10 protein-coding genes are annotated in these 12,501 nt (G+C 34.5%); 4 read left to right on the plus strand and 6 right to left on the minus strand.

What is annotated here, in order from left to right; all coding sequences use genetic code 11:
- Nucleotides 1-18: 18 nt before the first annotated feature.
- The 3 genes from xseA (at nt 19) to Q0K76_RS11300 (ending at nt 4,294) form a co-directional block, all read left to right on the plus strand.
- Nucleotides 19-1,365 (plus strand): exodeoxyribonuclease VII large subunit, encoded by a 1,347-nt coding sequence (xseA, locus tag Q0K76_RS11290; protein WP_294615741.1) that lies wholly within the window; start codon nt 19-21, stop codon nt 1,363-1,365.
- Nucleotides 1,366-1,575: 210 nt separating this feature from the next.
- Complete coding sequence (locus tag Q0K76_RS11295) at nt 1,576-2,238, plus strand: hypothetical protein (RefSeq protein ID WP_294615743.1); 663 nt, start codon at nt 1,576-1,578, stop codon at nt 2,236-2,238.
- Nucleotides 2,239-2,623: 385 nt separating this feature from the next.
- Nucleotides 2,624-4,294, plus strand: coding sequence for a molecular chaperone HscC (locus tag Q0K76_RS11300; RefSeq protein ID WP_294615745.1), 1,671 nt, complete (start codon nt 2,624-2,626; stop codon nt 4,292-4,294).
- A gap of 89 nt (nt 4,295-4,383) precedes the next feature.
- Here the strand turns inward: Q0K76_RS11300 and Q0K76_RS11305 are convergent, their stop codons facing one another.
- Nucleotides 4,384-7,113 carry a J domain-containing protein gene (locus tag Q0K76_RS11305; protein WP_294615747.1) on the minus strand — a complete coding sequence of 910 codons (2,730 nt, stop codon included), beginning with the start codon at nt 7,111-7,113 and terminating at the stop codon, nt 4,384-4,386.
- Nucleotides 7,110-7,811 carry a DUF1266 domain-containing protein gene (locus Q0K76_RS11310; protein WP_294615749.1) on the minus strand — a complete coding sequence of 234 codons (702 nt, stop codon included), beginning with the start codon at nt 7,809-7,811 and terminating at the stop codon, nt 7,110-7,112. Before Q0K76_RS11310 ends, Q0K76_RS11305 begins: the two co-directional genes overlap by 4 nt.
- Nucleotides 7,812-8,065: 254 nt before the next feature.
- Between Q0K76_RS11310 and dolP the strand changes: the two genes are divergently transcribed.
- Nucleotides 8,066-8,641 (plus strand): division/outer membrane stress-associated lipid-binding lipoprotein, encoded by a 576-nt coding sequence (dolP, locus tag Q0K76_RS11315; RefSeq protein ID WP_294615751.1) that lies wholly within the window; start codon nt 8,066-8,068, stop codon nt 8,639-8,641.
- Nucleotides 8,642-8,692: 51 nt separating this feature from the next.
- Here the strand turns inward: dolP and csdE are convergent, their stop codons facing one another.
- The 4 genes from csdE to Q0K76_RS11335 all read right to left on the minus strand — a co-directional run bounded on the left by csdE (nt 8,693) and on the right by Q0K76_RS11335 (nt 12,336).
- Complete coding sequence (gene csdE / locus Q0K76_RS11320) at nt 8,693-9,088, minus strand: cysteine desulfurase sulfur acceptor subunit CsdE (RefSeq protein ID WP_294615753.1); 396 nt, start codon at nt 9,086-9,088, stop codon at nt 8,693-8,695.
- A 69-nt stretch (nt 9,089-9,157) separates the two neighbouring features.
- Nucleotides 9,158-10,369 carry a cysteine desulfurase CsdA gene (gene csdA, locus Q0K76_RS11325; protein ID WP_363322484.1) on the minus strand — a complete coding sequence of 404 codons (1,212 nt, stop codon included), beginning with the start codon at nt 10,367-10,369 and terminating at the stop codon, nt 9,158-9,160.
- Nucleotides 10,338-11,216, minus strand: coding sequence for a U32 family peptidase (locus Q0K76_RS11330; protein ID WP_294615756.1), 879 nt, complete (start codon nt 11,214-11,216; stop codon nt 10,338-10,340). The genes csdA and Q0K76_RS11330 overlap by 32 nt, the downstream gene beginning before the upstream one ends.
- A gap of 124 nt (nt 11,217-11,340) precedes the next feature.
- Nucleotides 11,341-12,336: a peptidase U32 family protein gene (locus Q0K76_RS11335; protein ID WP_294615759.1), complete on the minus strand. Its 996-nt coding sequence runs from the start codon at nt 12,334-12,336 to the stop codon at nt 11,341-11,343.
- Between the last annotated feature and the right edge of the window lie 165 nt (nt 12,337-12,501).

Raw genomic sequence — 12,501 nt, forward strand, 5'->3', positions numbered from 1 at the left:
AGCTAAAAAGGTAATAGCATGCAGGGTAATACGATTTTATCGGTCAAAGATCTCAACCAAATGGTTAAAGATTTACTTTCTGATGCTATTGGTCAGATATGGTTGGTTGGTGAAATTTCCAACTTTTCTCGACCTTCATCAGGGCATTGGTATTTCACCTTAAAAGATGATACCGCGCAAGTCCGTTGTGCTATGTTCCGTAATAGCAATTTTAGGATAGGTTTTACCCCACAAAACGGTCAGCAAGTTTTAGTCCGGGCAACAGTGACACTTTATGAAGCGCGCGGTGAATATCAATTAGTGATTGATAATATGCAGTCAGCCGGTGCCGGACTGTTACAACAAAAGTTTGAGCAGTTAAAACAAAAACTCAATGACGAAGGTCTATTTGATACTATTTATAAAAAAACGTTGCCAGATAATATCCGTACTGTTGGCATTGTTACCTCTGCAACCGGTGCAGCACTACATGATATTTGTCAAATATTAAAACGTCGCGATCCCAGTTTGCAATTGATTATTTATCCAACACAAGTACAAGGTAATCAAGCAGCGGCACAAATAGCCAAGATGATTCAACTTGCTAATGTTCGTCAAGAGTGTGATGTTTTAATTGTTGGCCGTGGTGGTGGATCACTTGAAGATCTTTGGTCATTTAATGAGGAAGTGGTCGCGCGTGCCATTTTTGCTAGTCAATTACCCATCGTTAGTGCTGTTGGTCATGAAATCGATTTTACTATTGCTGATTTTGTTGCTGATATTAGAGCTGCAACACCTTCGGCGGCGGCAGAGTTAGTTAGTCGTGATAAATTAGAACAAATCAAGCGGATCCAAGTCCAAGAACAACATTTGTCGATGGCAATCGATTATTATATTATGCGACGCCGTGAAACACTTAGTCAGTGGTTTCATCAATTACAAATACAGCATCCACAAGCTAAGTTAGCAAAACAGTTGAATCGATTATTAAGCATACACCATGCACTATATGAAAATATTCAGCAATATCTTCTTAGACAAGCAAATCACCATAACTATTTGGATAAAAGGTTGGTACGTGTTTCCCCACAAAATAGTATTATTTGTTTAACTCAACGAATTGAGCAAAAACAGCAACAAATGATTAATTTAATAAACCAAAAAATAGTTCAATCTAAACATCAGTTTGCCATACAAACATCACAACTTAACAGTGTTAGCCCACTTGCTACACTAGAGCGAGGCTATTGCGTTACCACAAATCAAGCGCAAACAGTGATTCGCCGTAGTGAACAAGTTAACGTTGGTGAATTAATTAGCACCAGATTAAAAACGGGCAGATTGGTTAGTCAAATTATTGAAATAGAAGGAAATATAAAAAATTAGAATTTACTGTCATTCCTATTTGATAAAGAGATAAGTATAAATATCCCTAGGTATGGGAATTTTAGGAAAGCTGATAGTATTGTTGGTGATAATAAAATAGGATGAGTTTATTGTGGTAAAAAAGTAGACATTACCTGACCAATATTAACAATGGCACGAAACGTTGATCCAACAACAGGTAAACTACTTTAGCGTTAAGGGATTAATCATATGAAAAAAGCAGATTTAAGCAACATTGTTATAGAGAATATATTATTAAACGTGTTTAAGGAAAATAATGCCGTATTAAAAAGTTCACCTAAATCTAGAGAAAAAGTTATTGATGTTCAAGTTTCTGATGATGTTTTTTATCAAATAATATTTTACTTGTTAGACAACAACCCTCCCTTTCGTTTTTTTGAGAGAATCATTCTTGTTCATAAAAACATTTCTAAAGTAATACAAGATATTTTACATAATACTGATGGCGATTATGGTTGGATTTGTAATACCAGTACGCATGTTTGTAATTACTGGCCTAGATACTGGCCGACAGATCCATCAGCAAAAGTCGGTTGCATCGAGGACATAGAAAGATTTGTTTTTTCTTACAATGAAGCTTTTATTGCCACTAAAAAAGATTTTATAGATAACTATACGGATATTAACAATTTAATTCATGACTGTAGCCAATCTTATGACAATTGGCCTAAAAATATGATGGCACATGATGTGGGTTTTGCATTAATTGGCTTTGGCATATTAAATAACGATAATAGTTATATATTCAAAGGCAGAGAGCTATTAAAAGAGAAGAAAAAGCAATTAACCGGATTGTCTGAAATAGATCATAATGCAATAGATTTTATGATTGCTTATACGAGTAAGTTTTAATTACTAAATAATCTACTACGATACAACCATTAAATTAGTTTAATGGAGATACTAGCTAAAGCTATATCAACCTAATAGCATCCAAGTCTACCAAATACTAATAGTGCAGTGAGGATCTGTTTTTTTATCAGGTTTACCAGGTTATTAAATCCATTAAAAAAATCTCTATTTGACAGCACTGAATTTAACTATGTAAATTCTATATAATTATCAGTGTTCTTTTTTGGTAAGTGAAATCAAAATAAAATGTTCAAAAGCAAATTCATTTTATTTACATAATAATTCATTTAGAACTGAAAATGTTGATGTAATTGCACCTTAAACTGTAATAATTATATAATACTATTAATATTAAATTTTATATTATTAAGGGAATAAAATATTTATGCTCCAGCCAATTGGTATTGATCTTGGTACAACCAATAGTTTAATTTGTGTATGGCAAGATGGTAAGCCGATACTGATTCCTAATTCAATCGGTGAGGTGGTTACTCCATCCGTAGTTAGTCTTGATGAAGATGGTTCAATTTTAGTTGGTCATGCGGCTTTATCACGCTTAACTACTCACCCAAATCGTAGCGCAGCAGCATTTAAACGTTTTTTAGGTTCAAATAAAGTTTATGAATTAGGAGATCAAAAGTTTAATCCAACCGAACTTTCAGCAATAGTTTTAAAATCGTTAAAAGCCGATGCTGAAGCTTTTTTAAAGCAAGAAATTCGCGATGTGGTTATTTCGGTTCCAGCTTACTTTAATGATGAGCAACGTAAACAAACCCGATTTGCAGCTGAACTTGCAGGTTTAAATGCCGTTCGTTTAATTAATGAACCAACAGCAGCTGCCATGGCATATGGGTTGCATGAAGAACAATCAGGTAATACCTTAGTTTTTGACTTAGGTGGTGGCACTTTTGATGTTACAGTACTGGAATATTCAATGCCTATTATTGAAGTTCATGCTACGGCAGGGGATAACTATTTAGGTGGTGAAGATTTTACTCATGATATCGTTAAAGCTTGTCTAAAAGAATGGAAATTAAACCAACAAGAAATACCGGTTGATGACTATGCTCGCTTATTAGATTTAGCAGAGCAGCTAAAATGTAAATTAAATGATGAAAAACAACACAGCTTAACTTGGTTGTGGCAAGATAAGCAATGGCAATTTGGGTTAAGTGAAAGTGAGGCTAAATCACTTTGGTTACCATTACTTAATCGCCTGCGAGCTCCGGTTGAACAAGCATTAAGTGATGCACGGCTAAAGCCTAACCAACTTGAACATATTGTATTAGTTGGTGGCTCGTCACAACTTGGTGTGGTGCGTGAATTGGTAACAAAGTTATTTGGTAAATTGCCTTATCGCCATATTAACCCGACCACAATTGTTGCTCAAGGTGCAGCTATTCAAGCAGCTTGTCGATTACGTAACCAAGATGTTGAAGAAGTCATTTTAACTGATGTGTGCCCATATACTCTGGGGGTAGAAAGTTGTTCGGATAATATAAGTGGCTTATTTACGCCAATTATTGAACGAAATACTATTGTACCAACATCGAAAATGAAAACCTTTTATACTGTATATCCACAGCAAAAATTTATCCGTCTGTCAGTTTATCAAGGTGAAAGTCTACGCGTTGAAAATAATGTTTTAATCGATGAATTTGATGTGCCACTTACACCTATGGAAAAAGCTCAAGGTATTGATGTACGCTTTAGTTATGATCTAAATGGTCTACTTGAAGTTGATGTGGTTTCACTTGAAACAGGTATGCAACATGGCAAAGTAATAGATCATAGTCCGATAGGCTTAACCGATGCACAAAAAATGGAAAGCCATAATCGCTTAAAATCATTAAAAATTCATCCGCGCGATCAAATGCCTAATCGTACTTTATTGGCGCGACTTGAGCGAGCTTGGGCACAATCGTTGGGTGATGAGCGAATTTCGATTGGATCATGTATTGAGCACTTTTTGGTGGTTTTAGATCAACAAAAATCAGATGAAATTGAATCGGCGCGTAATGAAATAGAGTTAATTTTGCAACAACTTGATAAATAATTAATAATTAGTTTCTATCATTATTCATAAGAAAAAAGATTTATGTTCCCCCTTTCACTTTATGATTATTAGTGAAAGGGGATTGCTTGTTAGCTTACCGGTTTTTTTCTTTCAATAGGCGGTCCATTGCGATTGATTTTTTCGAAACTCGAGAACCAGCAAGGTATTAAAAATATCGGCAAAAAAATTATAAATAATATAGCAAAGTATGGTTGACCACGATATATATCATTAAAACGTCGTTTGACCGCAAAAAAAGCATTAATAATTATAATATAGAAAATAATTGAAAAGGCCGTTGTGTCATAGGAAATAATTGAAAAGGTTATTGTGTCTAGCATCTTTTCAAGTCCAAACAGTTCAATGATTATCCATGAAATTAAACTAAAGGATATTTGTAGTAAGAACCCTTTTATATCTGTTCGGCCATTAACACGCCAAAATTGCCAAGGGCTGTTTTTAGCGATTGCCAGTGAGTTTATTTTTTCTTGATTTTGAGTATTTTGTTTCAAAAGTAATGCACAACAAAGCCGCAATATTAAATCATTATCGGCATCATCTTTAAATTCGATTAAAGTTTGTAGTTCTTCTTCATTACATAAACCATAATAACGAGATAAACGTTCAGCAAAATTTTTTATTATTTCGACTTGTTCGGTATATTGGTATTTCTCTTTATCAAAAGTAAGTGGGAATCTCCACTCTTTTTCTAGAATTTTGGCTATTTTATTTAACTCTTGGGAATTACCAGCAATCTTTTGTTGAGCCTCATGAAGTTTTGGCTTTTGTTCATATTTACTTAACAAAATCTGGTTTAATAACATTAAATAAATCGGATTGCTATTGGCTAATTTGGGTTGCCATAACTGTTCGATTTTTTGGGTAATATCAGCAAAATCAAAGTTATTAGGTTTATCGATAACCGATTCGATAGATTCTGGATAATTGATTAATATACAATTAATTAGTTTATTATTACTTTCAATTGCGTTATATAGCTGTGTAATATCTTGGCAATGGTTATTTTTGATTGTTTGAACAATTGAAAAAATTGGGCTATCGTCTGGGATATAAAATATATTATGTTCTTTTTGCAGGTATTTTATGGTTTCTACCGGTTCATTAGCCAGCGCAATTACTAATATACAATAACGATACCATTGCCAATAAGCATTTTTATTGTTTGCTCTGATTGAAGCATTAGGTGGCATAGGGAAATCACAAAATTCTTTTATAGTAAAGAAAACAGACCAATCATTCATTTCCATATGGGAGTAATTAAAATTATTATATAAGCGTAATTTGGCAGTATAAGGTAGATAATCAAACCTATCTAACAACAAACGAACAACAATTAACTGATTATTTTGCGATTGAGGATTAAATTTTTCTGGAATTGGTACTGTTTCATTATTGTCAAATAACCACTCCTTAAACTCTTTTACTGGTTTTAATTCAGATAACCATATAAGATTTTGTTTAGCTTGGCGTTGTAGATTTTGTAAAATAAATTGTTCAAAAGCGTCCTCACTTTGTTCATCAAGTATTTCTTGTAACAATATTTCATTGCCGTGACGTAACATAATGGCATGACGATATAACCTAGCTAACCGATTGGACCCGTCATCATTTAATATAGATGATAAAATTTGCCGATAGTCCCAATTTTCCATTAAAGCCCATGTTATAAACTCAGCAATTTCAGTTGAAAAGTCTTCTTTTTTCAATTTAATTAACAGGGAAATTGTGGTTGGGCTTAACCGTGGAACCGTATATAATGGATCTTCCGCGATATCTATTGCCAAACAATGTGACTGATTCAAGGCAAAAATTAATAAAGGTAAATAATTTTTAGCATTTATTGCGCACCAATGAATCAACCAACTGACTGATTTTTCTTGGTAATGTCCGGAATTATAGATTTCTAACCAATACTTTAAGCTGTTGTCTTTATCATTCAAAAGTGAATATTGATTTGCAACAATATATTTCCATTCGATAATTAAGTTTTCTTCAAGATCAGTTTGGTTTAGGCGCGATAATGCATAGTCTAAAATTGCCTGATTAGGGGTTAGAGCAAAACTGAACCATTTGGCAAATTGTAGCATCAGTTGTTTATCATCAGGTAAGTAAACGACAGTATCTTGTGATAAATAATAATTCATTTCCCCAACTTCAGGTGGTCGCTCCCAAAATATCCATCTAGCAAAATCAAAATAATCTAAAGTTACATTTTGTATTGTTTTATTTATGGTTGGTAATAATGCATAATCAAAATAATCACCATTGTTAACTTGGTTTAAAAAATTGTCATACTGCTCTACTTTATCAGGTGATTGGGTTGTCAGTTGTTGGCGCCAGCGTAAACTATCGGCTAATACTTTTGCGCAAGTGAGAGATAAGTAAGAAGCATTATAGCTTATCTCTAGTAACTGCCATTTTGCAATATCAATAACTTCCATAGGATAATCATAAAATGAGGCAACAAATTGATGCCATTGATTAATATTGTAACGGCGCTCTGGATCGTCTAATAATGCTTGATAATTTTGGCAGATCTCATTGGCTTGAAGCTCTTGTTCCGAAAGTTCAGAAGATGTGTTTTCTTCCGGTTGTAATTCTGCCACAGATATGTCAATTGTTGATTCAGGAAAATCTGCATAATGCATAGCATATTCATACGCTTCACGTAGGGCTTTGAAACCATCAGGATCGGTTTCAGGATGATATACTGGGAGCTTTGCTCGATATGCCTGACGAATAACATCTTTATCAGTAGTTTCTTCAATTCCTAATAGCTGCCAACTTTTTTCCATCATGACCAATCATACTCCATTAATGATTCAGGTTTTTCCAATTCTTCAATATCTATTAACCAAGGTAAGCGATTACACGGTGATTCTTCATCTGATCTCAATATAGCCATTGTGTGTGTTCTTAATGTTCTGCTCAATTTACAGCGTAACGTATCTAAATTTTGATCATCATCATTTAGTGATTTCCAATAGTGGAATCCAATATAATAACTAGCAAAATAGTGGTGCCAAGTTTTAAAATAGTATTGAGCACGAAGTCCAATACGTGAAAAAATCCACAGCGCTTCTTGTTCGCTAATATATTTATTGGTGGTACCATTACGTAAAATGTATCCCATGCGGGCATAATCCCAAGCACGGATGCCGCCGGTACCACATACTGAGGAAGTCTGTTCTACCATTTCAATCAATACTTTTTGATAATCAGTTAGTGTTCGGCAATATTCAATCCACTCATGTTCAAATAAACGGGCATACATAAAATAATAACGAGATAATGCTGGAGCATGCCCATTATCGACCATTTTAAATACCATCTCCAATAGGCTATTACGTGAATCAATTCCCCAGTCATCATTCATATCAACAAAATCGCGATCGGGGAAAAAAAACGGAGTGGTATAACTTGCACCATATTCTTTATTTAAGGCGACCATTGGTGCAGATAAGCCATATAACCAATCAATATAATTTTGATCCATATTTGCAACTCAATAATTTTAGTTCTAATAATTTATAACAAAAGATACCAGATTTTTCAGAAAAAAAGAAACTGTTGTTTAATTTAATAATTGTTATCGTTTAGTTGAGTTTATTCTTTAGGATCAATAAGTAATTATTATACTTTTTGTAGTTATAAATAATAAAATTATTTTGCAAATCAATATCTACAAGGCATAATAAAATGAACTTCAGTATAGGGTAATTACTGAATAACAGATAATAGGGAGTTATAATGAAAAAAGTTGCATTAGTGGTCATGTTAATGTCAAGTGCATTTATGTTACAAGGCTGTGTTGCAGCAGTGATTGGTGTAGGGGCAGGCGCTACAGCTAAAGTAGCCACCGATCCGCGTACGACGGGAGCTCAAGTGGATGATACCTCGCTTAATTCACGGATCAACGCAAAATTGAAAGAGTACTCAACAGACTTCGTTGGAGCGCGTATTTCAGCTAGCACGTATAATGGAAATGCGCTGTTGACTGGGCAAGCTAACAGTCAACAAAGTGCTAAAGCGGTAGATCTTACTCGTAAAGTTGAGGGAGTAAAAAAGGTCTTTAATCAAATTCGCTTAGGTCAGCCAATCGGTAGTGGGGCTATCACCAATGACGCCTGGATTACAACCAAAGTTAAATCTCAATTAATTTTAAATTCTCAATCTAAAGCACGTAATATTAAAGTGGTAACTGAAAATAGTGAAGTCTTTTTAATTGGTATTGTTACCCCTTTAGAAGGTAAATTAGCAGCGGATATTGCAAGTAAAGTTAATGGGGTAAGAAAGGTAATTACACTCTTTACTTACACTGATTAGTCATTTAATGGTTAGGGAAGATGTGGTTTTCTTCCCTTTTGGTTAGTTGGGTTAACTTACGGATTGAATACGTTCAATTAGTTTTGTTAATCCTTGCATGCGCGACTTACTTAACTCATTAGTTATTTTAAGTTGGCTTAATATAGCCTGAAAATTAATTGAACGGATCTGCTTAGCAGTTTTGTTATTAGCAATAATGATTAAAATTGCCAGTAACCCTTTTACAATTCTTCCTTCACTATCACCTTGAAAAATAAAAGTATTATCAACTTGTTTTTGATAGCTAAGCCAAACACGATTTTCACAACCGTTGACTTGATTTTCATCTGTTTTTTGCCTATCTGGAAAAGTTGGTAATTGTTTCGATAATATAATTAATTGTCGATATCGTTCTTGCCAATTATGTAATGGTGAAAATAATTCCAATAATGTTTGCTGTGATAGCATAAAATTGCCTTATTTATGATTAAATAGTTGTGAAAAAGTTTCAGGTTAACTATGCGTTTCAGTATAAAATCATTCTAAAATCTCAATGGCATTTTGTAATGCTTTAATAAAATCATCAATATCTTGTTGGTTATTATAAGGCATAATTGAAATTCGAATCACACCATGACAGCCAAGCTTGCGCATTAGTGGTTGGGCACAAAGTTCGCCAGTTCGGATGGCAATATGTTGTTCACTGAGCAAAATGGCAATATCGTTATGATGAATATTATTTAAATTAAAGGCAATAACCGGGCTGTTATCAATACTGTAAAATTCAATATTGGTGAGTCTAGCTAATTGTGATTGTGTATAACAGGCTAATTGTTCAGTATAATGCTCAGCCTGAGTTAAATCCCAATTTTTTAACCAGTCAAGTGTGGCATAAAAACCTACAATACCAGCAATATTTGGGGTGCCGGCTTCAAATTTGTATGGCAGATCTTCAGGTTGAAAATCATTAAAGGTGGTGGTTTTTAACATTTTACCGCCTCCCTGCCAAACACTCATTTGGTTGAGCAACTCTTTTTTACCATATAAAACACCAAGACCAGTTGGTCCATACAATTTATGTGCCGAAAAAGCATAAAAATCAATATCAAGTTGTTTGACATTTAAAGAATGATGGACAATACCTTGCGCACCATCAACCACTAAAATTGCATGATATTGATGGGTAATTCGACTTATTGTGGCTAAATCAGGACAGAATCCGGTAACATTTGACATTTGCGTAATTGCCACAATTTTGGTACGAGAAGAAATTAGCGCTGATAATTCGTCAATAGCCGATGACCATTTAATTACTTTAGCACCAGTTTGCTGTGCCACAATTAACCAAGGTAATAAATTACTATGATGTTCAAGTTCACTTACAATAATTTCATCATTAGGTTTTAATATAGAGCGAGCATAACTTTGCGCGACTAAGTTAATAGATTCGGTTGCTCCACGTGTCCAAATAATTTCACTATTCTCATTGGCATGAATAAAATCCGCTACATATTGCCGTGCTTTATCAATTTTTGCCGTGACCTGTAAAGCGTCTTGATGCAAGCTGCGCTGAGCGGTTGCAGTACTATGAGCATAATATTCCAGTGTTGCATCAATCATGGCTTGCGGTTTTAACGCAGTAGCCGCTGAATCGAGATAAACACTTTTACCATTTAGGGCAGGGAAATTAGCCCTAAACTGTTCAGGTATAAAATATTTATTGCGTAAGTTCAAGTCCGGCAATACCATTCCAGTAACCATTACAATCTCGTTTGTGTTCAATGTGTAGGGGATTTAATCCATCTTCATTTGTTTTAAATTGTTTTACGATATCGAGTGTTTCACGCCCAAGCGGTGATATCCTAACAATATCCACTAATCCTTTCATATCTTTAAGATTATTACCTAGATTGTAGCAATAACCACTTTGTGTCTGAATGCCGTTTAACACAAATACTTTTTGCTGTTCTTGGGAGAACACTTCACGGCCAATAGGGTATTTAATACAACAAGTTTCGCACTTATCTTTTGGCCTATCTTCTGATCGCGCGGTAAAGCAACGGGCAGAATAAGCAAGTGGTAAATAGCCATAACTAAACACTTCAACTTCAAACATGCGTTCTATATTTAAGCTGGCAAACTGATTTAGTATGTTAACTAACCAATCACGCGAAAGTTCAACAGGCATACACCACCGTATCATACCTTGTTTTTGTAATAATTTTAAGGTTAAGGCGTTATAACAGTTAATAGCTGGGCCTGCAACAAACGGTAGTTTATTATCATGAGCGATATTGATTGCAGCCAGATCATTAGCTTCAATTAAAAAGTCACCATTATTCACTAATTGCCGTAAATCGTTAAGTTCAGAAGGTGCTTCAAGTAAAGCCAGTGTTGAAAGTACCACTTGTTTACCTGTTAGCGCTATCTGTTTTGCCAAATCAAGCCAATTAGGGACTTTCATTTCACGGCGCTTGGTACAAACCGTTTCGCCCATATAAATAATATCAGCCTCACTGTCTTTAGCTGCATGATAAAAAGCTTCAGTTTCGGTTTTAGGCCAGTAATAAAGCACTGGTCCTAATGCATATTTCATCGTTTTACTCACTATATATGTTAATGTTAGATAGTATTAAAAATGATGTTTTATTTATTAATGTTAATAGCTTAAATAAATTATATTTATCTATTAACTATTGAATGTATTGATGATTATCAGGTTATTGCCATTTACGATGATAAGCACCTAATGTTGTTTGTGTCCCTTCAGAAACAGATCCTAACGTGTCCATCCAACTTTTCTCCGCTTGATAAGATTGTGGATTGGTTGTATAGCGATCGATGGCTTGTCGCCATACTTTAGTCACTTGTTCTACATAAGCAGGGCTACGTTGACGCCCTTCAATTTTTACTGATGCAATATTAGCAGCAAAAAGTTCAGGTAATAATTCAATCGTATTTAAGCTAGTTGGTTCTTCAATAGGGTGATAAAGCTCATCACCAACAAAATAGCGGCCTTTACACAAAGTTGGATAGCCAGCGTTTTCCCCCTTTTTATGACAATCAATTAATACATTATTTAAGCGAGATTCTAATCCTTTTTCCGTTTCTTCCCAACGGACAAATTTTGCTGGTGAGCAAGCACCAACAGTATTGGGTGATTCACCAGTTAAATAGGAGGATAAATAACACCGGCCTTCAGCCATAATACAAAGGCTACCAAAGGCAAACACTTCCAGTGGTACTGGTGAGACTTGTGATAACTGTTTTACTTGATGCATGGAAAGTACACGAGGCAATACAATGCGATGTACCTGAAAGTTATTATGATAAAATTTAATTGATTCTTCATTAGTTGAAGAAGCTTGAACTGAAACATGGCGCTCTAAAGAAGGGTAATTTTCAGCTGCATAATCAAGCATCGCCAAATCGGCAATAATTAACGCATCAGCACCAATATTAGCGGCTGTATCAACTGCATATTGCCAGCGCTGAAAATTTTCAGGATGTGCAAAGGTATTGATGGCAATATGTAATTTTTTACCATGTTTATGAACATAATCAGAGGCTTCAATTAATCGCTTCTCATTAAAATTTAAACCAGCAAAGTGACGAGCATTAGTATCATCTTTTAGACCAATATAAACTGCATCAGCACCATTATCAATTGCCACTTTAAGTGATGGCAAAGAACCAGCTGGACAAAGAAGTTCCATAAAAATTCTTACCTCAATTCTATATTTAGTACGCGGTGTATTATGCAATAATTTGTCATTTAATGCGACAGCTTAACATAATTCATATGGAAAGTTATTAAATCAGAAATGCTGAATTCAAATACTAAGTGCGAATCTTAACTAAAATAATGGTGACAATAAAAA

The organism is uncultured Gilliamella sp. (genome assembly GCA_945271295.1).
In the GTDB taxonomy this organism is placed as follows: domain Bacteria; phylum Pseudomonadota; class Gammaproteobacteria; order Enterobacterales; family Orbaceae; genus Gilliamella.

What these genes read in the sequence shown, in the direction of transcription:
- xseA (WP_294615741.1), top strand. Translation starts at nt 19, where the DNA reads ATGCAGGGTAATACGATTTTATCGGTCAAAGATCTCAACCAAATGGTT.
- Q0K76_RS11295 (WP_294615743.1), top strand. Translation starts at nt 1,576, where the DNA reads ATGAAAAAAGCAGATTTAAGCAACATTGTTATAGAGAATATATTATTA.
- Q0K76_RS11300 (WP_294615745.1), top strand. Translation starts at nt 2,624, where the DNA reads ATGCTCCAGCCAATTGGTATTGATCTTGGTACAACCAATAGTTTAATT.
- Q0K76_RS11305 (WP_294615747.1), bottom strand. Translation starts at nt 7,113, where the DNA reads ATGATGGAAAAAAGTTGGCAGCTATTAGGAATTGAAGAAACTACTGAT.
- Q0K76_RS11310 (WP_294615749.1), bottom strand. Translation starts at nt 7,811, where the DNA reads ATGGATCAAAATTATATTGATTGGTTATATGGCTTATCTGCACCAATG.
- dolP (WP_294615751.1), top strand. Translation starts at nt 8,066, where the DNA reads ATGAAAAAAGTTGCATTAGTGGTCATGTTAATGTCAAGTGCATTTATG.
- csdE (WP_294615753.1), bottom strand. Translation starts at nt 9,088, where the DNA reads ATGCTATCACAGCAAACATTATTGGAATTATTTTCACCATTACATAAT.
- csdA (WP_363322484.1), bottom strand. Translation starts at nt 10,369, where the DNA reads ATGGTATTGCCGGACTTGAACTTACGCAATAAATATTTTATACCTGAA.
- Q0K76_RS11330 (WP_294615756.1), bottom strand. Translation starts at nt 11,216, where the DNA reads ATGAAATATGCATTAGGACCAGTGCTTTATTACTGGCCTAAAACCGAA.
- Q0K76_RS11335 (WP_294615759.1), bottom strand. Translation starts at nt 12,336, where the DNA reads ATGGAACTTCTTTGTCCAGCTGGTTCTTTGCCATCACTTAAAGTGGCA.